Annotated in this window: 30 protein-coding genes; 26 read left to right on the plus strand and 4 right to left on the minus strand. The window is 69.6% G+C overall.

The window, feature by feature from the left end; translation table 11 throughout:
• Positions 1 to 100: 100 nt before the first annotated feature.
• From ITJ60_RS07360 to ITJ60_RS07370, 3 genes are read right to left on the minus strand one after another with little or no spacing between them, the layout of a single operon-like run.
• Positions 101 to 1,228 (minus strand): tyrosine-type recombinase/integrase, encoded by a 1,128-nt coding sequence (locus ITJ60_RS07360; RefSeq protein ID WP_194647441.1) that lies wholly within the window; start codon positions 1,226 to 1,228, stop codon positions 101 to 103.
• Positions 1,228 to 1,629 (minus strand): ImmA/IrrE family metallo-endopeptidase, encoded by a 402-nt coding sequence (locus tag ITJ60_RS07365; RefSeq protein ID WP_194647442.1) that lies wholly within the window; start codon positions 1,627 to 1,629, stop codon positions 1,228 to 1,230. Before ITJ60_RS07365 ends, ITJ60_RS07360 begins: the two co-directional genes overlap by 1 nt.
• Complete coding sequence (locus tag ITJ60_RS07370) at positions 1,626 to 2,264, minus strand: helix-turn-helix domain-containing protein (protein WP_194647443.1); 639 nt, start codon at positions 2,262 to 2,264, stop codon at positions 1,626 to 1,628. Before ITJ60_RS07370 ends, ITJ60_RS07365 begins: the two co-directional genes overlap by 4 nt.
• Positions 2,265 to 2,410: 146 nt before the next feature.
• Between ITJ60_RS07370 and ITJ60_RS07375 the strand changes: the two genes are divergently transcribed.
• The 12 genes from ITJ60_RS07375 to ITJ60_RS07430 all read left to right on the plus strand — a co-directional run bounded on the left by ITJ60_RS07375 (position 2,411) and on the right by ITJ60_RS07430 (position 8,423).
• On the plus strand, positions 2,411 to 2,710 hold the full coding sequence (locus tag ITJ60_RS07375; RefSeq protein WP_194647444.1) for a hypothetical protein: 300 nt from the start codon (positions 2,411 to 2,413) through the stop codon (positions 2,708 to 2,710).
• Complete coding sequence (locus ITJ60_RS07380) at positions 2,710 to 2,922, plus strand: helix-turn-helix domain-containing protein (protein ID WP_194647445.1); 213 nt, start codon at positions 2,710 to 2,712, stop codon at positions 2,920 to 2,922. The genes ITJ60_RS07375 and ITJ60_RS07380 overlap by 1 nt, the downstream gene beginning before the upstream one ends.
• Positions 2,923 to 3,013: 91 nt before the next feature.
• Positions 3,014 to 3,400: a hypothetical protein gene (locus ITJ60_RS07385; RefSeq protein ID WP_194647446.1), complete on the plus strand. Its 387-nt coding sequence runs from the start codon at positions 3,014 to 3,016 to the stop codon at positions 3,398 to 3,400.
• Positions 3,397 to 3,675 (plus strand): hypothetical protein, encoded by a 279-nt coding sequence (locus tag ITJ60_RS07390; protein ID WP_194647447.1) that lies wholly within the window; start codon positions 3,397 to 3,399, stop codon positions 3,673 to 3,675. The genes ITJ60_RS07385 and ITJ60_RS07390 overlap by 4 nt, the downstream gene beginning before the upstream one ends.
• Positions 3,672 to 4,211, plus strand: coding sequence for a hypothetical protein (locus ITJ60_RS07395; RefSeq protein ID WP_194647448.1), 540 nt, complete (start codon positions 3,672 to 3,674; stop codon positions 4,209 to 4,211). Before ITJ60_RS07390 ends, ITJ60_RS07395 begins: the two co-directional genes overlap by 4 nt.
• Entirely contained in the window at positions 4,208 to 4,552 is a 345-nt protein-coding gene (locus ITJ60_RS07400; RefSeq protein ID WP_194647449.1) for a hypothetical protein, read from the plus strand. The genes ITJ60_RS07395 and ITJ60_RS07400 overlap by 4 nt, the downstream gene beginning before the upstream one ends.
• The gene (locus tag ITJ60_RS07405) at positions 4,549 to 5,709 is read left to right on the plus strand and encodes a YqaJ viral recombinase family protein (protein WP_194647450.1); all 1,161 of its coding nucleotides are present in this window, start codon (positions 4,549 to 4,551) and stop codon (positions 5,707 to 5,709) included. Before ITJ60_RS07400 ends, ITJ60_RS07405 begins: the two co-directional genes overlap by 4 nt.
• Positions 5,706 to 6,671, plus strand: a complete 966-nt coding sequence (gene bet, locus ITJ60_RS19140) for a phage recombination protein Bet (protein ID WP_323749125.1) — start codon at positions 5,706 to 5,708, stop codon at positions 6,669 to 6,671. The genes ITJ60_RS07405 and bet overlap by 4 nt, the downstream gene beginning before the upstream one ends.
• Entirely contained in the window at positions 6,668 to 7,105 is a 438-nt protein-coding gene (locus ITJ60_RS07415; protein WP_194647451.1) for a hypothetical protein, read from the plus strand. Before bet ends, ITJ60_RS07415 begins: the two co-directional genes overlap by 4 nt.
• A complete protein-coding gene (locus ITJ60_RS07420) occupies positions 7,102 to 7,614 on the plus strand; it encodes a hypothetical protein (protein WP_194647452.1) in 513 nt (170 codons plus the stop codon). Before ITJ60_RS07415 ends, ITJ60_RS07420 begins: the two co-directional genes overlap by 4 nt.
• Before the next feature lie 9 nt (positions 7,615 to 7,623).
• Positions 7,624 to 8,184: a hypothetical protein gene (locus tag ITJ60_RS07425; protein WP_194647453.1), complete on the plus strand. Its 561-nt coding sequence runs from the start codon at positions 7,624 to 7,626 to the stop codon at positions 8,182 to 8,184.
• A complete protein-coding gene (locus tag ITJ60_RS07430; RefSeq protein ID WP_194647454.1) occupies positions 8,184 to 8,423 on the plus strand; it encodes a hypothetical protein in 240 nt (79 codons plus the stop codon). The genes ITJ60_RS07425 and ITJ60_RS07430 overlap by 1 nt, the downstream gene beginning before the upstream one ends.
• A 4-nt stretch (positions 8,424 to 8,427) precedes the next feature.
• Here the strand turns inward: ITJ60_RS07430 and ITJ60_RS07435 are convergent, their stop codons facing one another.
• Positions 8,428 to 8,808, minus strand: a complete 381-nt coding sequence (locus ITJ60_RS07435; RefSeq protein WP_194647455.1) for a hypothetical protein — start codon at positions 8,806 to 8,808, stop codon at positions 8,428 to 8,430.
• A gap of 81 nt (positions 8,809 to 8,889) precedes the next feature.
• Between ITJ60_RS07435 and ITJ60_RS07440 the strand changes: the two genes are divergently transcribed.
• The 14 genes from ITJ60_RS07440 to ITJ60_RS07505 all read left to right on the plus strand — a co-directional run bounded on the left by ITJ60_RS07440 (position 8,890) and on the right by ITJ60_RS07505 (position 16,911).
• A complete protein-coding gene (locus ITJ60_RS07440) occupies positions 8,890 to 9,630 on the plus strand; it encodes a hypothetical protein (RefSeq protein ID WP_194647456.1) in 741 nt (246 codons plus the stop codon).
• Positions 9,627 to 9,905, plus strand: a complete 279-nt coding sequence (locus tag ITJ60_RS07445) for a hypothetical protein (RefSeq protein WP_194647457.1) — start codon at positions 9,627 to 9,629, stop codon at positions 9,903 to 9,905. Before ITJ60_RS07440 ends, ITJ60_RS07445 begins: the two co-directional genes overlap by 4 nt.
• Positions 9,902 to 10,258, plus strand: a complete 357-nt coding sequence (locus ITJ60_RS07450; protein WP_194647458.1) for a hypothetical protein — start codon at positions 9,902 to 9,904, stop codon at positions 10,256 to 10,258. Before ITJ60_RS07445 ends, ITJ60_RS07450 begins: the two co-directional genes overlap by 4 nt.
• A gap of 419 nt (positions 10,259 to 10,677) precedes the next feature.
• On the plus strand, positions 10,678 to 11,430 hold the full coding sequence (locus ITJ60_RS07455) for a helix-turn-helix domain-containing protein (RefSeq protein WP_194647459.1): 753 nt from the start codon (positions 10,678 to 10,680) through the stop codon (positions 11,428 to 11,430).
• A complete protein-coding gene (locus tag ITJ60_RS07460; RefSeq protein WP_194647460.1) occupies positions 11,381 to 11,728 on the plus strand; it encodes a hypothetical protein in 348 nt (115 codons plus the stop codon). The genes ITJ60_RS07455 and ITJ60_RS07460 overlap by 50 nt, the downstream gene beginning before the upstream one ends.
• A 1-nt stretch (position 11,729) precedes the next feature.
• Positions 11,730 to 13,028, plus strand: coding sequence for a replicative DNA helicase (locus ITJ60_RS07465; RefSeq protein ID WP_194647461.1), 1,299 nt, complete (start codon positions 11,730 to 11,732; stop codon positions 13,026 to 13,028).
• Positions 13,028 to 13,387 carry a TetR/AcrR family transcriptional regulator gene (locus ITJ60_RS07470; protein ID WP_194647462.1) on the plus strand — a complete coding sequence of 120 codons (360 nt, stop codon included), beginning with the start codon at positions 13,028 to 13,030 and terminating at the stop codon, positions 13,385 to 13,387. Before ITJ60_RS07465 ends, ITJ60_RS07470 begins: the two co-directional genes overlap by 1 nt.
• The gene (locus ITJ60_RS07475; RefSeq protein ID WP_194647463.1) at positions 13,387 to 13,635 is read left to right on the plus strand and encodes a hypothetical protein; all 249 of its coding nucleotides are present in this window, start codon (positions 13,387 to 13,389) and stop codon (positions 13,633 to 13,635) included. Before ITJ60_RS07470 ends, ITJ60_RS07475 begins: the two co-directional genes overlap by 1 nt.
• Positions 13,635 to 14,135, plus strand: a complete 501-nt coding sequence (locus ITJ60_RS07480; protein ID WP_194647464.1) for a single-stranded DNA-binding protein — start codon at positions 13,635 to 13,637, stop codon at positions 14,133 to 14,135. Before ITJ60_RS07475 ends, ITJ60_RS07480 begins: the two co-directional genes overlap by 1 nt.
• A gap of 35 nt (positions 14,136 to 14,170) precedes the next feature.
• On the plus strand, positions 14,171 to 14,464 hold the full coding sequence (locus tag ITJ60_RS07485; protein ID WP_194647465.1) for a hypothetical protein: 294 nt from the start codon (positions 14,171 to 14,173) through the stop codon (positions 14,462 to 14,464).
• Entirely contained in the window at positions 14,461 to 14,868 is a 408-nt protein-coding gene (locus ITJ60_RS07490; RefSeq protein WP_194647466.1) for a hypothetical protein, read from the plus strand. Before ITJ60_RS07485 ends, ITJ60_RS07490 begins: the two co-directional genes overlap by 4 nt.
• On the plus strand, positions 14,865 to 15,755 hold the full coding sequence (locus ITJ60_RS07495; protein ID WP_194647467.1) for a hypothetical protein: 891 nt from the start codon (positions 14,865 to 14,867) through the stop codon (positions 15,753 to 15,755). Before ITJ60_RS07490 ends, ITJ60_RS07495 begins: the two co-directional genes overlap by 4 nt.
• On the plus strand, positions 15,752 to 16,474 hold the full coding sequence (locus tag ITJ60_RS07500) for a hypothetical protein (protein ID WP_194647468.1): 723 nt from the start codon (positions 15,752 to 15,754) through the stop codon (positions 16,472 to 16,474). The genes ITJ60_RS07495 and ITJ60_RS07500 overlap by 4 nt, the downstream gene beginning before the upstream one ends.
• Positions 16,474 to 16,911, plus strand: coding sequence for a hypothetical protein (locus ITJ60_RS07505; protein WP_194647469.1), 438 nt, complete (start codon positions 16,474 to 16,476; stop codon positions 16,909 to 16,911). Before ITJ60_RS07500 ends, ITJ60_RS07505 begins: the two co-directional genes overlap by 1 nt.
• The last annotated feature ends 7 nt before the right edge of the window (positions 16,912 to 16,918 follow it).

Consider the following 16,918-nt stretch of genomic DNA (forward strand, 5'->3'; position numbering starts at 1 on the left):
CGAACCCACGACCCTCGGATTAAAAGTGCGTCGAGGTGGGTGAGCGTGGATCGGCATCGAATGGAGTCGATGCGTGTGCTGGCCAGTGCTGGCGCGGATCTCAGCCGGTTCGGCGGGGGCGGAATTGGAGCACGTTGGAGTCCGTCGGAGCGTCGGTCTGCCCCACGTCTGCCCCACGCGGTTCCGGGCGGCTGAGGGCGCCGAGCACGGCGACGGACGGTGTCTCTGCGAGGTGCGCGTACCGGCGGGTGGTGAGGGGCGACACATGGCCGAGGAGCCGCCCGACCTCCTCGAGCGGGACTCCCTGCTGGATCAGCCATGACGCGTAGGTGTGGCGGGCGTCGTGGAGGTGGACGTCGTCGAGGCCGGCGCGTGTGACGGCGGGCATCCAGATGCGGCGTCGGTAGTTGTGGTGGTCGAGCGGGGTGCCGTCGGCGCTGAGGAACACGAACCCGGTGCGGCGGCCGGTGACGAGCGGCTTCAGGTACTCGAGTGTCCAGTCGGGCACGGGGACGGTGCGGCGTCGGCGGCCCTTCGGGTAGTCCTTCGGCTGCTTCAGCTTGTCGTCCCACGTCTCGGCAACGCGGAACTGCGCGCCCGGGCGGTCGAGGCGCTGCACGGTCGCGCCGGCGGCCTCACCCCAGCGGAGGCCGGTGCCGAACAGCATGGCGGCCATCGCGCGGGGGACGCCTTCGGGGATCTCGTCGAGCAGCCGGAACGCTTCGTCCTTCGTCAGGTACCGCTCGCGGGTGTTGTCGGCAGATGCGAGCCGAAGCCGGGCGGCGGGGTTCGCGGTGAGGACCTCGGCGTCCACGGCGGCCACGAGCGACGCGGAGAGCAGTGCCACGCAGCGGTCCCGCGTGGCGGCGGCCATGCCTCCGGCGACCAGCTCGGCCGCCCACGCCTTCACGTCGTGGCGGGTGATGTCGACGAGTGGGATCGGCCCCCACCGATCGTCGAGGTGTGTCTTCCGCCGCGAGTCGTCGCGGAGCAGGGTCGACGGTTCGACGTTCCGGGTCGGCCACCACTCGGTGACCCAGTCGCCCCAGGTGCGGGCGCCGGCTCGGGGGTCGCGCCAGCCGAGCGCGGCCGCGTTGACCTCGGCGGCGGCCGCGGCGTTCATCGCGGCCTTCTTGTGGTCGAACGTGCCGGCGGAGCGCTTTGATCCGTCGGTGAGGCGGTAGGCGCCGCGCCAGCGCCCGGAGGGAAGCTTCTCGGTCCAGGCCATCAGCCTGCCTCTCTGAGTCGGTGCCGTCGCAGGTGCGCGATGCGGGCTTCGAGGATGTCGGCGGTGACGCCGAGCTCGACGGCCCAGCGGCCGGCGTCGGGTGACCACTGCATGAGGTCGATGAGCCGGTCCTCCTCGATGAGCCGGAGCGACGCGGTGGTGTCGGCGTTGCGCTCCATGCGGAGGTCGAGGATCGGGACGCCGGTCTGGGACTCGCGTCGCTCGGCGTGCACGACCTCGTGGGCGAGGACGGACCGCTCGAGGGCGGCGCGCATGCGGGGGCGGATGAGGATGGTGTGCAGAGCGGGGATATAGCGACCGAGGTCCGCGCGTAGCGGGTACTCGACGATCGGAACCCCCAGGTCCGCCGCGTGCTGGCGCGGGTCGTACAGATCCGTCATGGGGTGTGCTGGTCCTCCTCCACCTCGCGCGCGTCGGACTTCGCCGCGTGCTTCAGGTCCTCCATGTGAAGGCCGTTGTGAGCGAGCTCGTTGCGGAACTCGCGGTAGGCGGTCTCGACGTCGGGGTACTCGACGTTGTTCTCGTCGCGCACCTTCATCTCGTCCCTGGTGAGGGTGACGAACAGGCGAACCTCCTCTGGAAGGTCAGCGAGCTCGGCGTCGGAGTCCCGCCCGCTGTCCGCCTGCTCATCTTCGGGAGCGCCGCTGACATTCGCCCAGGCCGGGTGGTCGACCTCAAGTGGGGCGTCGGAGATCTCGGTGGTCTGGCCGGCCTCGATGCGTCGGACCAGTTCCTCTGCGATCTCGAGTTCGGAGAACTCGGCGAGGGACATGCCGGGGGTGATCTGCACCTGGCCCTCGACCTCGTCGCGGGAGAGGTAGCCGGCGACCACGAGGGCGATGACCGGGCTCCGGTCGAACGCCCGCGCCACTGCGATGACGGCGGACGCTTCGGGACGGGATGTGCCCTTGAACCAGCGGCCAACGGTGCCGGAGTGTACGTCGGCTGCGCGGGCGATCTCGGAGTGGTTCGTGGAGATCTCGGCGAGGTAGGTCGGCCAGTCCATGTCGTTCACAGCACAGACGCTACCGAAGCCATTGCATGCGTGCAACGACTTTGGGGTGAAGCAAGCCCGCCAGTTCGGGGGCCAAGTGCGACACGCCGGGCTCGCATGCAAGCCAGTAGTGCGCATTGATGCGAACTCATGCCTACTATTGCCGCATGCCAACACCTCGCATCGATGCGAAGACGCCGCAGATGCGTCTCAACGTCCCGAAGATGAACGAACTCCGCCGGGCCCACGAGCTCGACTCGAACGTCGATCTGTCTCGACTGCTCGGCGTCGATACCGCCACCCTCCACCGGGTGATGAAGGGCAGCGTCGCCCCGTCGAGCAGCTTCATCGCTCGGGTGAAGCTCGCGTTCCCGTCCGTGTCGATCGACTCGCTGTTCTACGTCGATCGTCTCGGTGAGACCGCGGGCCTCGTTCCGGTCGAGCAGCCGCGGGCGGCGGTGGCCTGATGGCCTGGCTCACCGTCGCCGAGGCCGCTGCGGAGGCCAAGCGGCACCCGCGGACGATCTCCGACGCGTGCCGAGCCGACACCCTCCACGGCGTGCAGCGCTCCGTGAACGCGTCCTGGCGGATCGAGGAGACGTGCCTCGACGCCTGGATGCGGGGCACGCTCTGCCCGCACCGGCAGTCGAACGTCATCCCGTTCCGCCAGTCCGCCTGACCTCTCCCTGATCTTCTGCCGCCGGCTTCCGACACCGGCGGGATCGAACTCTCACTTCGAAGGGCAACGACCCATGTTCCGTACTACCTCCATGCCTTCTGCCGTCCTGCGGCGGGCGGATCAGATCACCACGACCGACGTCGTGCTCGACGCCCACGGCCAGCCGTGGAACGTGCACTCGATCTACTACGGCGAGGCGAGCGTGCAGCTGACGCTCCGCAGCCTGACGAACGAGGCCGGGATGATCAGCGGCCTCCGCTACGACGCGTGGGTGCGGCTGGCCTCAGTGGAGACGCCAGCGCAGTACCGGCGCCGGGTTGCACGCCGCGGTGTCCCGTGGTTCGTCGCGGCGGCCGCGGTGGCGTTGTGGGCCAACGTCACGGACGCTCCGGCGTTCGGCGGTCAGGTGCCGGCGATCGTGTGCCTGGTCGCGGTCGCGGCGATCCGGATGGCGACGACGCTGGAGCGGGACCGGTGACCGCGATGGAGCTGCCGGTGCACCTGCGGATCGCGCTGGCGGACTACCCCAGGTGCGACAAGCGGACGCCGAGAACGGCCGACATCGTCGAACGGTGCGCGAAGCCCTCGGAGTGGGGCGTCCGCTGTAACCACTGCGGTGCGATCGCGCTGCTGTGCGACGAGCACGCCGCACTGGTGCAGAACCTGCAGACGACCCAGGCATGCGCGGCCTGCAAGACGGCCGGGCTCGTGCCGCTGCGGTGGACGTTCCACCACCTCCGGTGCGACTCGTGATCGTCGTCGGCCTCGACCTGTCCCTGGCGAGCACGGGCATCGCGGTGATCAGCGATGGGCGAGTGGCCCTCGATCGGATCGACGCACCAGCGTCAGACGACGCATTGGAGTCGTGGCGTCGCATCGAGTCGACGGCCCAACGCACGCTCCGGCAGGTGCCCGCGGGAGCCCTCGTCGTCCTCGAGGGGCCCTCCTGGGGATCCAGATTCGGGAAGCCGGACGAGCGACACGCGCAGCGGTGGATGGTCCGCGGTCCTCTCCTGGCATGCGGTCACGTCGTCGTCGTCGTGTCCCCGCGGACCCGGGCGAAGTACGCCGCCGACGACGGCAACGCCAAGAAGCGCGCGGTTCTCGTGTCGATGCGTGCCCGCCATCCCGGCCTGGTCATCCGGGACCACAACGTGGCCGACGCCCTCGCCCTCGCGGCGATGGGTGCACGGTCCCTCGGCTCGCCGATCGACGGGGAGCCGAGCAAGCAACAGATCGAGGCCATGGACGCCGTGTCCTGGCCCATCAACGAAGGGAGCGCGTCGTGAGCGTGCAGATCATGAAGCTGAAGCTCGAGGAGACTCGGGACGGCCTGCAGGAGACGGAGATCGACGAGGTCCTCGCGGCCGCGAACCTCGGTCACAAGGTGACGGCGATCGTCACGTACGAGGTCATCGGGCACCTGGACACCGCGGACGGCCGTCAGTCGCGGGTGAAGGCCGTGCACATCGAGCCGATGGCTGGCGACGGCGTGGACGCGGCGCAGGCGCTGCAGCAGTCGGCGTACCAGGTGCGTACGGGGAACGAGACGCTCGGCATCTTCGACGAGACCGCCGACGCGGAGCCGATGGGCGCCGCGCTGTCGACGCCCTTCGGCGGTGACGCGTGAGCGCCGTGCGGACGTCGCTGCCGGCGGAGCTCGAGGCGCGTGCCGGGGCATCGGACAAGGACCGGCCGGTCTGGCTGAACGAGCGGGCGCACGGCGTCACCGCGACGGAGGTCCGTGACCTGTACATGAAGGCGCACGGCGGGCAGGGGATCACGGTCGACGACCTGATCAAGGCGAAGCTGCCGTTCCTGCTCGCGACGACGGCCGAGGAGATCGAGGCGGCAGCGGCCGGTGGGTTCGGCGGGAACCGGTACACGGCGTGGGGCAACACGCGTGAGCCGATCATCGCGGAGCAGCTGCAGGAGCAGTTCGGGATGCTGCCGGAGTCGCGCGTGTTCCGCTCGGCGGAGAACCGTCGGCACCTGGCGTCGCCGGACGGGGTCCGGGTCGGCGAGGACGGTCGCCTCGAGGTCGCAGAGATCAAGACGTCGGGCGTCGACATCGCGCCTGGAACGGCGGCGTACTCGAAGAAGGGCTACGGGATCCAGCAGTGCTGGACCACGGGCATCATCGGCGCGTGGCGGTCCCTGTACGCGTGGGAGCAGCACGACGGCGACTGGCTCGCCCGTGGCGGGCAGCACGAGGAGCCGGAGCCGCTGGACCTGTTCGTCCCGACGCAGTGGATCCCGTTCGACGCGGACCTGTTCTCGGAGCTCGTGATCCTCGCGGACCACTTCCTCGAGCGGCTCGACGCGGCCCTGGCGGCGGCGCGTGCTGGTGAGGGTCCGGTGATCGACGAGGAGCTGGACACCCTCGCCCTGAACTACCTGCGCGGTCTCGACTACGAGAAGCAGGGCAAGGCGCTGAAGGAGCCGGCGTTCCGGGCGATGTTCGAGCGTGTCGAGTCCGACGAGTCGTTCGTGCAGGAGTCGCCGCTCGCTCGGGTGTCGTTCTCGCCCGAGGTCGTCGACGAGAAGCCGGTGTTCGAGCTCGACCAGGTGGCCGCGAAGGCGGCGGCGCCGGCGGGCCTGTACGAGCGGCTCGAGCAGGCGCAGCACGACGTCGAGCAGGCGCAGGAGGCGCTGGCGCGGGAGCAGCTGGCGGTGGACGCGCACGAGACGGATTTCGTCGTGCAGGCGCGCGTGGAGCGCGTCGTGGTGAAGAAGGCGGCGCTGCGGGTGACCGCGGCGAAGACGACCAAGGAGACGAAGAAGTGACGAACGCAGTTGTGGCGCTCCCGCAGTCGGGAGATCCCTCGCAGTGGACGGCGGCCGAGTCGGCGCTCGTCGAGGCGGCAGGGCTCGTGACCGGGCCCGCGGCGAACAGGCGGCTCGCGCCCCGGCCGGTGGTGGAGGCGTTCCTGCTCCACGCTCGCCGGACCGGGCTGGACCCAATCGCTCGGCAGATCTACTGCATCGAGCGGGGCGGCAAGTGGGGCACGCAGGTTTCGATCGACGGGGCGCGCCTCGTCGCCGAGCGGACCGGTCAGTACCGCGGACAGACGCCGACGCAGTGGACCGCTGACGGTGTGACTTGGGTCGACGTGTGGCTCGCCAGCGACGCACCGAAGGCAGCCCGGGTGGGCGTGCACCGCGAGGGCTTCGTCGAGCCGCTGTACGCGGTGGCGACGTTCGACGCGTACAACGCCGGCGGCAACATGTGGCGGAAGATGCCGGCGCTGATGCTCGGCAAGTGCGCGGAGATGCTGGCACTCCGAAAGGCGTTCCCGCAGGACCTGTCGGGGCTGTACTCGACGGAGGAGATGGACCAGGCGGACAACCGCCAGCGTCCCCAGCAGCAGCAGCAGCAGCCCGCCGAGCCGGAGCAGCAGCCCGCGCTCGTGCAGGAGCCGGAGCAGCCGCAGAACGACTGGTTCGCTGAGGCGGCGAAGGTCACGGACCGGGACTCGGCGAACGCCCTGTACCGGCGGATCCCGAAGCACGAGCGCGAGGGCATCAAGGAAGCGATCGCCGCGCGGCTGACGGCGCTGGCCGAGGCGGCGAACCCGCCGGCGCCGGAGCCGGATCCGCAGTGGGCGGAGCAGCAGGAGCAGCCGGTCACGGACTGGGCGACGGCTGAGGTGCCGCAGGCGGACGACGGCGTGGAGACCGTCGACGGGGTGCTCGAGGGCACCGAGGTCGACGGCCCGGCGCCGAGCAGCAGCGGGTACGACCGATGAGCGCCCGCAGCATCGGGTACGACGACCAGCTCGCTCTGCGTGAGCTCCTCGTCGGCCGCCGGATCGTCGAGACCCGCAAGAGCATGGCGAAGGCTGAGCCGTGGTCGGACGAGATGAACGCGGTCGAGTTCGTCCTCGATGACGGCCAGGTGCTGAAGGCGATCGCCACCGACGGCGGATGCGCGTGCTCGAACGGCTGCTGGTCGGTCGAGAACCCTGATGCCGTCGCTCCGGACCAGATCATCACGGGCGTCGAGACGGCCGAGGACCTCGACGGAGAGTGGAGCACCCACGGCGACGGCTCGGCGACACTGCGGCTGTTCGTCTACGCCGCGGGGATCAAGTCGGAGATCGTCCGCAGCGAGGGTGGCGACAACGGCTACTACGGCTGGGGCTACGCCCTCCTCGTCGAGACCCCGGAGCAGGGCCGATGAGCGCGGTGGATGCCGGCACGGGCGAGGTCATCGACGAGCCGGGCCTCGATCCGCGGATCCTGCGCGTGCTCGCGTCGGTCGGCATCCACCGGCCGGACCGCACGGACCCGCTGCACGTCGCGCTCGTGAACGCGATCGCCCGCACGCTGGGCGGCTCGTACGGGGCGCAGCTCATCGCGATGCGGTTCGAGGTCGCGCAGTTCCTCCGCGAGGCGGGGGCGGCGTACGCGACGGCGAAGGCGAAGTACGAGCACCACATCGCGTCGACGACGGTCCGCGAGGTCGCGGCGCACAAGACGTCGAGGGCCCTCGCGCAGCAGATGGCGGAGGGCTCGGACGACGGGCACCGGCTGCTGCTCGAGCTGCTCGTCGCGGAGAAGAGGGAGCAGTGGCTCCGGAAGCTCCTCGACACGTTCGCTGCGGCGGGCGACAACCACCGCACCGACCGCGCCGATCAGCGCGCGGCGGATCAGTTCCAGGCTCACGGGCACGTCCCGGAGCAGAGGTAGGAGAAGGCAATGACGCTCAACACACGAGTGCGCATCAAGAGCCCAGTGAACGCGCGGGCGCTGCACGACTGGGCGAACCAGGAACTGCTGAAGGTGAAGAACCCGCAGTTCGACGTCCGCGAGACGAGCATCGCCAACGCTCCGGGTCAGGGGTTCGCCGCGTGGCTGATCACCGAGCACAACGGCGGCAAGCCGTTCGAGTTCCAGCCATCGCTGCCAGTCGGCTCGGATTTCTGGAACGAGTTCCCGGACGAGCTGGCGAACGAGCGCGCGCACTTCGACGCGGAACCAGGCGGGTACGTCGACCTCACGTTCGACACGGCCTACAGCTTCCGTGACGACCGCGGGCGGGGCTGCGCTGACCTCCACGCCGACTACATCGTCCGCACCGCAGCACACGCAGCAGAGCTCGGCGTCCAGATCGCGTGGAACAACGAGTTCACCGGCCAGTGGCACGACGGTATCGACGGTCTCGACCAGTTCGCGGGCAACGGCGTGGACGCGCAGCGGTGGTTCTTCGGGACGGCGCTTCCGGCGATCGCTGCGCAGGTCGCGAAGGGCGGTCAGTAATGGCTGACGAACGGAAGTGCTACGCGGGCGACCTCGGGTCGGACGCGCTCGGCAAGACGGTGGCGGTCCCGGTGACCGGCCTGGACGGCGCTCACACGGGCACCTTGTCGCTGGTGTCGCACTTCATGGGTGTCGCGGGCAAGCCGGTCACCGAGCTGCGGTTCTCGCCGTCCGAGGTCCTCGGCTCGTCGAAGGTGCTGACGGTCGATGACGCGGTGACGGTTGAGGTGCGGCGATGACCGGCTACGGAGCAGTGACAGTGAGCCCGGTGGCTTGCTCGAAGAGCTTCGCCCCTTCCAGCGGTGTGCGCTGGCCGCGAAACCACATGGAGATCGCGGTGACAGCTGCCGACGAGACGATGGAGCTCGACCGGTTCGCGGCGGTCGCGATCAGCAGGTTCCCGATGGGGGCTTCCTCGGCGGTGAGGAGAAGCTGGACGCGGACGAGGATCTCCGCTTCGTCGGCGCTCGGTGCTGGTGTGGAGAAGCTGGCGAAGAGGCGCGGCAGGATCTCGGAGAGCTCGTCACGACGAGCGCGCTCAGCCTCGCTCCGTCGTTTCGTCCAGTCCAGAAGCCAGGGCCCGAGGACGGTTCCGGCGAACGCTACGACGGCACCGATGACCACTGCCCACCCGCTGTCCATGCGGATCAAGGTAGCGGCGATCGAGTCCGGTCCGCTCGCCCTCATTCGGGGTGGTGAAGCAGCGTGAGCGGCGCGGATCTGCTCGAGGACTCGTTCTCGGGCCACGGCACGACGGCCGGCTACGACGCGGGCTGCCGTTCGCTGGGCGGCTGTCCGGGCAAGGACGGGCCGTGGGCGCAGACGTGCATGACGGCGAAGTCGCGGTCGCGGATGGAGTTCGGCTACAGCAAGGCGGTCGCGAAGGACCGCGAGGTCGAGTTCCTGCAGGCAGAGGCGGACGCCCGTACTGAGTCTGTTAAGCCGACGCAGAAGGTCGCGGCGGCGAAGCGTGCTCAGCGGAAGGCGCACCGCGTGCCGGCCCCGGAGGTGATCGCGGAGGAACCCGAACCGTCCGCGCCCGCCTCGGTGCCGGACGTGAACCACGGGACGACCCACGGGTACGCCCGGGGGTGCCGGGACGCGGAGACGTGTCCTGGTGGCGACGACGGCCGGTCGTGTGTGCAGGCGCAGCAGGACTACCAGCGCGAGTACCGGGCGCGGAAGCGGGCTGAGCTGCAGGAGCAGCGGGGCGAGGTGTCGGTCGTGGCCGACGTCGCTTCGGCCGTCGTGCCGGAGCCGGTCGTCGAGTCCGTGGAGGAGCCGCGGCCGCGTGGGAAGCGCGTGCTCGACGACGCCATGCGGACGCTCGCCGAGTCACTCGAGCTGCAGCGGGCGCTGGCCGAGATCGGGGAGCGAGCGCTCCGCTCTATCCGAATCGAGATCAACCACCTGCGCCGTGAAGTTGCAGCTCGGGAGGAGTCATGAGCACGGTCACGCTGTTCGACCTCGATCCCACGGTCAAGCGGAGCATTCACGGCACGGTGGTCGTGTGGCCATCGGGCACCGAGGTGTGGGTGCGGGACGAGCGCATGCAGCGCGCCACCCTGGCGATGTTCGCTGCTACAACCCCTCGGGTTCTCGCGTTCGAGGCGAACTCCGAGGAGTTCGACCGAGAGGTGATGGCGCCGCTGCGCGCGGAGCTGCGGGCAGCCGCTGATGCCGCTCTCGCAGCCGTTCTCAAGGCGGGTGACCTCTCGTGAGCTCGCAGACCCCAGCTGCGCTCCTCGCCGCGCTGGAGGACCGCGACGGCCGTCGCTCGGCGTGGACGGGCAACGAGGGGGACACCCTCGTGCCGCAGCACCGGCAGGGCGGCATGGGCGGACGGAAGTCGAAGCACCGGCTGTCAAACGTGGTGTGGCTCGAGTCGGAGATCAACGGGCTGATCGAGTCGGATCCGGGCTGGCAGGCGGAGGCCGTGCAGCGGGGTATCAAGATCGGCGGCCACGACGACCCGGAGCTGGTCGAGGTTCGGCACGCGGTGCACGGGCTGGTGCTGCTCCGCGACGACGGGCAGGTGGTGTCCGCGTGGCCGGCGCCGGTGGTGTGGCCATGACCGCGGCCGGAACGATCGGGCTCGTCGTACTGGATGAGACGGGGGCCGGTCGCCGCGACTGCGTCGCGAAGCGGTGCGATCGGGCAGCCGCGTGGTGGTTCGAGCACACGTGCGGGATGCCGACGTTCGTCTGCGGTTACCACCGGGACGTGCTCGAGGAGCGGAACGCGAGCCGAGGCATGAAGTGCAAGCAGTGTGGTCGCCCTCCGCAGAACCCAATCCCGTGGAACCCGACGTGACCGCGCTGAGCAAGGCCGCGGTGCTCGCGCACCTCGCCCGGTGGGAGAGCCACCGGAACCCCCTCCTGGCCGCGATGGCCGAGGGCATGAAGACCCGCATCGAGGCGGGCGAGATGGACGAACGAGAGGAGGAAGACCATGAGCCTGAAGGTGATCACGTGGGTGCTGTACGAAGCGCCGGTGACGACGCAGTCGCACCTGCTGGTGCTGCTGGCTCTCGCCGATCGGGCGCATGACGACGGCACCGCGGCGTACCCGTCGCGGGAGTGGATCGGTGAGCGGGCTCGCTGCTCTGTGCGGAGTGTGGCGTCGCATCTGCGGGCGCTCGAGGAAAACGGGCTGATCCGGAAGGGTGACCAGGAGCTGGTCGCGCACTTCCGGGCGGACCGTCGGCCGGTGGTCTACGACGTCGTCATGACGGCAGGCAAGTCCTGCACCCCGTCGGTGAACGACGTGCAATCTGACGCGTCACGGGGTGCGAGATCGCGTACTCACGACGTGCAACCTGTTGCACACAAACCGTCCCTCTTCTCCTACGGAGAAGAACCCGTCCAGAAACCGTCCAACGCGCGCGAGGACGAGCTGTTCGAGGAGGCCTGGAAGTCGTGGCCTCGGGGCGACGGGAAGAAGAAGGCGCGGGAGAAGTTCGGACAGCTCGTCCGCGGCAGGACGATCACCGCCATCGAGCTCGCGGCATCGATCGCTCGTCACGGCGAAGCGCACACGACGGTCGGGACGCCGGTGCAGTTCGTGCCGCACCTGACGACGTGGCTGAACCAGGAGCGGTGGAACGACCCGCTGCCGATGCCGCGGTACGGCCGCGGTCAGGAACGACAGGACGAAGGGCTGGCGCTCGTCGCCCGACTGCGAGAGGAGGAAGCACATGCAGGTCTCGGAAGTGGCGCAGCTGCTGCTCTGGGTTCAGGGCGTTGACGGCCGCACGTTGACGGAGCTGTCGGCGCGGACGTGGCACCAGCTCATCGGGCACCTCGACTACGACGCGGCGCTCGAGGCGGTGCAGCAGCACTACCGCGAGGAGCACCGATGGGTGATGCCGGCCGACGTGCTGAAGCTCGCATCGCCGACGCCCCGGTACGGGGTCAACGCGACGGCCGAGCTGCTCGCGGAGCAGAAGGCAGCGTGGTGCGCCGCGCACGGCGTGACCGTCGAGGAGTTCGACGAGCACGAGGGCGACACCGAGTGGATCGAGGCGGTGATGCGACGTGGATGACGTGCAGCAGTACGACCAGGTCGCTGAGCAGGCCGTCGTCGGTGCGATGCTCCTCGACCGTGAGGCGATCTGGACGGCGCTCGACACCCTGTCGCCGTCGGACTTCTACCAGCCGAAGCACGAGCTCATTGCCCGCGCCGCGGCCGCCCTCGCCGAGCGCGACGAGCCTGCGGACACCATCGCGGTGATCAACGAGCTCGAGCGGACCGGGCAGATCGCGAAGGCCGGCGGGGATGCGTACTTGTTCCAGCTGACGTCGCTCGTCGCGACGACAGCGAACGTCGGCTTCCACGCGGACATCGTCCGGCAGAAGGCGATCCGCCGGCGTCTCCGCGACGCTGGCATGCGGATCACACAGATGGGCTCGGTGACCGAAGGCGACCCGCTGCGGCTGGTCGACGAAGCGCAGCAGGAACTCGAGCAGGTCGCGAAGAACACCCGCGTCGACGTGCACCCGGTCGGCGAGACCCTCGCGTCAACGATCGATCGGCTCGACGAGAAGCCGGAGTTCGTGTCGACCGGATTCGAGTCCCTCGACAAGGTCATCGGCGGCCTGGCGGCCGGGAACCTCGTCATCGTCGGCGCACGCCCCGGTGAGGGGAAGACGATCCTCGGGATGAACCTCGCGACGTCGCTCGCTCGCCGCGGCTTGGTGGTCTACATGTCGCTCGAGATGTCGGAGGACGAGCTGCAGCTGCGGCTGATCTCGCAGTTCGGCGAGGTCCACATGAAGTCGCTGCGGAACCACACGCTGAACGACGAGCAGTGGAAGCGGGTCGCGATCGCCCGGCAGAAGATGCAGGGCGCGCCGATCTTCATCGACGACGAGTCGACGACGCTCGCGGAGATGCGGGCGTACATCCGGTCGGTGTCGCGCCGCGGGCAGCTCGCGGGCGTCGTCGTGGACTACCTGCAGCTGTTCGAGGGCGGCGACCCGAAGCAGTCCCGGCAGGAGTTCGTCGGGTCGATGTCGCGGCAGCTGAAGCTCATGGCGAAGCAGCTCGGCGTCCCGGTGATCGCGCTGTCGCAGCTGAGTCGTCAGGTCGAGGGCCGGAAGTCGCGGGTGCCGATGCTGTCGGACCTGCGCGAGTCCGGGTCGATTGAGCAGGACGCTGACGTGGTGCTGCTGCTGTCGTACGACCGGAAGGCGCCGGCGGACCTGACGGTCGCGGTCGCGAAGAACCGGCACGGGGAGAACGGGGAGGTGTCGCTGATCTGGCAGGGCCAGTTCGCGCGTCTCAGGGACAGGACGTGGTCGCCGTACGGAGCGGTGGCCCTCGACGGAACGGAGGCAGCGTGATGACGCTGGAACTGAGGAACACGCCCGTGCAGGCTCGCTCGGCGGCGCGACTGACTGGCATCGAGCAGGCGGCGGAGACGGCGATCGCCGCGATCGGGATCGACAAGTTCACGACGGCCGACGTCGCCCGGATCGCGGGCTGCTCGATCGGGACGGTCTACCGGTACTTCCCCGACCGGGTCGCGATCCTCGACCGGCTGCGGCCCCACCGGCACGATGCCGCGGTGGTGCTCAACGAGATCGTGACCCGCATCGACCTCACCAGGGCGGGCAACGAGCTCACCGAGTCGGGGTGGTCGAACGCGGCCGTGCTCGAGCTGCTCGGGTACCTGCGGGCGCCATACGAGGAGGCCAGCTGATGGGCGAGCGCAAGCAGACGAGCGGCAGCGGCTACCGCGCGGCGGTCACCCGTACGAAGACCGAGGTCATCGCAGACGCCTGGGCGGACGACTTCGGCGGGGTGTCCGTGGAGGTCCGCGGCGTGCAGGTGCAGCTCGAGACCGCGGAAGCAGCAGCGCTGCGCGACGAGATCGACAAGGCAATCGACCGGGCCCTTGAGTGGTCCGGCGTGACGAAGGCCGCCACGGCGGCAGGAACGAGGAACTGATGGCTGGCGAGACCGTGATCACCGTGGTGGGGAACCTCACCGCTGACCCCGAGCTCCGGTACACGCAGAACGGGCTGGCGGTGGCGAACTTCACCATCGCGTCGACGCCGCGGACGTTCGATCGGCAGGCGAACGAGTTCAAGGACGGCGACGCGCTGTTCCTCCGGGCGTCGGTCTGGCGTGAGTTCGCCGAGCACGTCTCGGCGTCGCTGACGAAGGGCAGCCGCGTGATCGCGCAGGGGCGACTCCGGCAGCGGAGCTACCAGGACCGGGAGGGGCAGCAGCGCACGAGCATCGAGCTCGAGGTCGATGAGATCGGCCCGTCGCTCCGGTATGCGACCGCGCAGGTCACCCGGGCGACGTCGGGCGGAGGCGGGCAGCGTGGCGGCGGCCAGCAGCAGGGCGGTGGGGAGCCGTGGGCGCCGCAGGGCGGCGAGCAGCCGCAGTCGTCCGGGTGGACGCAGCCGGGCGGTTCGTTCGACGACGAGACGCCGTTCTGATGGGGCGGCCACGTACGCGGGAGCACTTCCCCCGCATGAAGGACCGCGCCGCCGGACGCCGGCTCCGTCGCAGATCCGTCAAGACGGCGTGGGTTGAGATCCTGCCGAACATCGGCAGGTTCATGGACCGCTTGGCGGAGGCGGTATCGGAGCTGGGCCGCGTGGCCGCTCAGACCGCTGAGGCGGTGGGCCGGGCGTTCTACAGCGCGGCTCGCCTCGTCGGCTGGCTCGAACGCGAGCGACGCCGCAACGAGTGGGTCGCGTCCCACCAACTCACTGCCATCCCGTCGCCCTGGGCGGCCCCGATCACGAAGGAAACATCATCATGACCACGAAGCAGTTCGACGTCGGGACGATCCTCACCATCACGGACGGCAAGTTCATCGCGCCCGGCGGTGTCGGCGAGGTCTACGGCATCTGCGACTGGATGACTGGCGAGCGCACCATGACCCACCAGCTGCCGCGCGTCAGCCGAGAGATCGAGCCAAGCCTGCGAGAGCAGTTTCCCGACCTCGCGACGGTTGTCGTGCCGGACGGACTCGACAGCTGGGACAAGGTGAACGCCTACCTCACGTCGCTCGAGCCCCAGTTCGGCACGCACCGTGACGTCGCGCCACTCGACCCCGCCGACCACACCTCGATCGACCCGATCAGCGAGCTGAAGATGATCCGTCCCGACATGCCTGTCATCGGGCTCGTGGCGGATCAGAACGGACCGGAGGACGCCGCATGACCGACACCACCACCATCGAGGTCGACGACGGCACGTCGCTCGCCCTCGCCGCGGCCCGGGCCCGCCGCCGCCTCCTCGAGGCACCCGGCCTCGTCGCGTACATCCGGACGCTCGTCGTCCCGGGGCTCGGCGGCGCGAAGGACGGCATGCCCCGAGCCGCCTCGAAGGAACCGCCGGCACCGATGCGGATCGAGGCCGCGGACGACTCCGACAGCCTGTACGCGCAGCTCGTCAACTGGGTCGACTACTGGGCCGAACGGCTCTCCGTCAACCCACCGGCCACGCTCCTCGCGGTCTGGCGAAACAAGTCCGACGTGCAGGGCTTCCGCGGCACCGTCACCCCGCCCGGCGCAGGCCAGCTCGTCGGCTACCTGACGACGTGGCTGCTCATCCGGCACGACGAGATCGCCGCGCACGAGTTCGGCCGCGCGTACTTCGACGACGTGTCGACGATCATCCGGTCGGCGCAGGCCCGGTACGCACGTGCACCGCGCGGCGATCGCCACGTCCTGCCCCGGCCGTGCCCGGTGTGCGACCACTTTGCGTTCGGTGCTGAGTGGGCGTCGGAGGACGTCGCGGACTTCGTGCTCCGCTGTGAGCACTGCGGCCACGAGGAGCCCGCCGCGGATCACCTGGCGACGGAGAAGGCGACCCGGCACCTCGTCGTCGCCCTCCGTGAGGAGCGCAACGTGTGGGACCGGCAGGGCGTGCTCGCGTTCTACGACGAGCACGGCTACTACCCGACGCAGGAGGTGCAGCGGTGCCGCGTGTGCGGCGACCTGGTCGAGCACCCGGAGCGGGGGCGCCCGCGGCACCTAAACGACGACGACGGCCGTGAGCCGCACGAGCCGCAGGTCGCGAGTAACCCGACAGGAGCATCAGCATGAGCGACGAGGTCGACTACCCCGGCCTGGAAGCCCCACTCGTCGAGAGGGTCGCGTGGGCTCGGCACGCAGGCGTGATGTCACTGTTCGCGAAGAAGGCACTCAAGGATGCCGAGGACGCGCTCCGCGCCGAGGGCGACGAGCACCACACACTCGACGAGCTGTACGAGTACCGGATGCTCTACAACGCCCTCTTGTTCAACGAGTGGGAGCGAAACGGCACCTATCCCGTCGTGAAGTCCATGCAGCACTCGGACGGCGAGGACTGCTTCGGGGGAGGCTGGTTCATCGTCGTCGCCGAGCTGCCGACCGGGCAAATCTCGAACCACTACAGGCTCGAGCACTGGGACCTGTTCCAGGTCCGGTCGGTGGCTCTCCCGCCCGAGTACGACGGACACACCCCGGCCGACGCCGCCAAGCGCATGCTCGCCCTGCTCTCGCAGCCGACGCCGACCACCGAGCCGTTTGATCTCGATTCACCATCTTGTGCGACGCCGACACCGACTGCACAAGACGAAGAAACAGTCGCCCCGCCAAGCATCGCCGACATGGTGCCGGGGACGACGTTCACGGCCGCTGCTACCGATGACGTCTGGCGGTGGGCCGTGCGCGAGGACGGCTTGATCGCGTCCGCACTCGGCGTCGGCCCCATGTCAGCGCTCGACCCGTCCACGATCCGCGACGTGACCCCGCCGCCCGCGACACCTCGGGAGGACCGCTGATGCCGATCCTGAACTACACGACTGAGATCGCGGTCGGCAAGACCATGGGCGAGATCCAGACAGCGCTCGCACGACGCGGCGTGCAGCGGATCTCTACCCTGTTCGACGAGGAAGGCGTCCCCGCGGGCCTCGCCTTCACGATGAAGACCGACTACGGCGTCCGCGAGTTCGAGCTCCCCGTCCGCACCGACGGCGTACTCGCGGCCATGCAGCGCGACAGCAAGGTCCCGAAGGCGAAGCAGACGTCCGAGCAGGCAGCCCGGGTCGCGTGGCGGATCGCGAAGGACTGGCTCGAGGCCCAGGCCGCGCTCATCGACGCGGGGCTCGCATCGCTCGACGAGGTGATGATGCCGTACCTGCTCGTGGCCCCTGACCGGACGGCATACGTCGACATGCGACAGCGACTGCTCGCAATCGAGAGCGGGGGAACGACGTGAGCCAGGA

It is taken from the genome of Curtobacterium sp. VKM Ac-2884 (assembly GCF_015350945.1).
Classification (GTDB): Bacteria; Actinomycetota; Actinomycetes; order Actinomycetales; family Microbacteriaceae; genus Curtobacterium.

Excerpts from the sequence above, each read along its gene's own strand:
- ITJ60_RS07360 (WP_194647441.1), bottom strand. The coding sequence starts at position 1,228 with ATGGCCTGGACCGAGAAGCTTCCCTCCGGGCGCTGGCGCGGCGCCTAC.
- ITJ60_RS07365 (WP_194647442.1), bottom strand. The coding sequence starts at position 1,629 with ATGACGGATCTGTACGACCCGCGCCAGCACGCGGCGGACCTGGGGGTT.
- ITJ60_RS07375 (WP_194647444.1), top strand. The coding sequence starts at position 2,411 with ATGCCAACACCTCGCATCGATGCGAAGACGCCGCAGATGCGTCTCAAC.
- ITJ60_RS07380 (WP_194647445.1), top strand. The coding sequence starts at position 2,710 with ATGGCCTGGCTCACCGTCGCCGAGGCCGCTGCGGAGGCCAAGCGGCAC.
- ITJ60_RS07385 (WP_194647446.1), top strand. The coding sequence starts at position 3,014 with ATGCCTTCTGCCGTCCTGCGGCGGGCGGATCAGATCACCACGACCGAC.
- ITJ60_RS07415 (WP_194647451.1), top strand. The coding sequence starts at position 6,668 with ATGAGCGCCCGCAGCATCGGGTACGACGACCAGCTCGCTCTGCGTGAG.
- ITJ60_RS07420 (WP_194647452.1), top strand. The coding sequence starts at position 7,102 with ATGAGCGCGGTGGATGCCGGCACGGGCGAGGTCATCGACGAGCCGGGC.
- ITJ60_RS07425 (WP_194647453.1), top strand. The coding sequence starts at position 7,624 with ATGACGCTCAACACACGAGTGCGCATCAAGAGCCCAGTGAACGCGCGG.
- ITJ60_RS07430 (WP_194647454.1), top strand. The coding sequence starts at position 8,184 with ATGGCTGACGAACGGAAGTGCTACGCGGGCGACCTCGGGTCGGACGCG.
- ITJ60_RS07445 (WP_194647457.1), top strand. The coding sequence starts at position 9,627 with ATGAGCACGGTCACGCTGTTCGACCTCGATCCCACGGTCAAGCGGAGC.
- ITJ60_RS07460 (WP_194647460.1), top strand. The coding sequence starts at position 11,381 with ATGCAGGTCTCGGAAGTGGCGCAGCTGCTGCTCTGGGTTCAGGGCGTT.
- ITJ60_RS07470 (WP_194647462.1), top strand. The coding sequence starts at position 13,028 with ATGACGCTGGAACTGAGGAACACGCCCGTGCAGGCTCGCTCGGCGGCG.
- ITJ60_RS07475 (WP_194647463.1), top strand. The coding sequence starts at position 13,387 with ATGGGCGAGCGCAAGCAGACGAGCGGCAGCGGCTACCGCGCGGCGGTC.
- ITJ60_RS07480 (WP_194647464.1), top strand. The coding sequence starts at position 13,635 with ATGGCTGGCGAGACCGTGATCACCGTGGTGGGGAACCTCACCGCTGAC.
- ITJ60_RS07485 (WP_194647465.1), top strand. The coding sequence starts at position 14,171 with ATGAAGGACCGCGCCGCCGGACGCCGGCTCCGTCGCAGATCCGTCAAG.
- ITJ60_RS07490 (WP_194647466.1), top strand. The coding sequence starts at position 14,461 with ATGACCACGAAGCAGTTCGACGTCGGGACGATCCTCACCATCACGGAC.
- ITJ60_RS07495 (WP_194647467.1), top strand. The coding sequence starts at position 14,865 with ATGACCGACACCACCACCATCGAGGTCGACGACGGCACGTCGCTCGCC.
- ITJ60_RS07500 (WP_194647468.1), top strand. The coding sequence starts at position 15,752 with ATGAGCGACGAGGTCGACTACCCCGGCCTGGAAGCCCCACTCGTCGAG.
- ITJ60_RS07505 (WP_194647469.1), top strand. The coding sequence starts at position 16,474 with ATGCCGATCCTGAACTACACGACTGAGATCGCGGTCGGCAAGACCATG.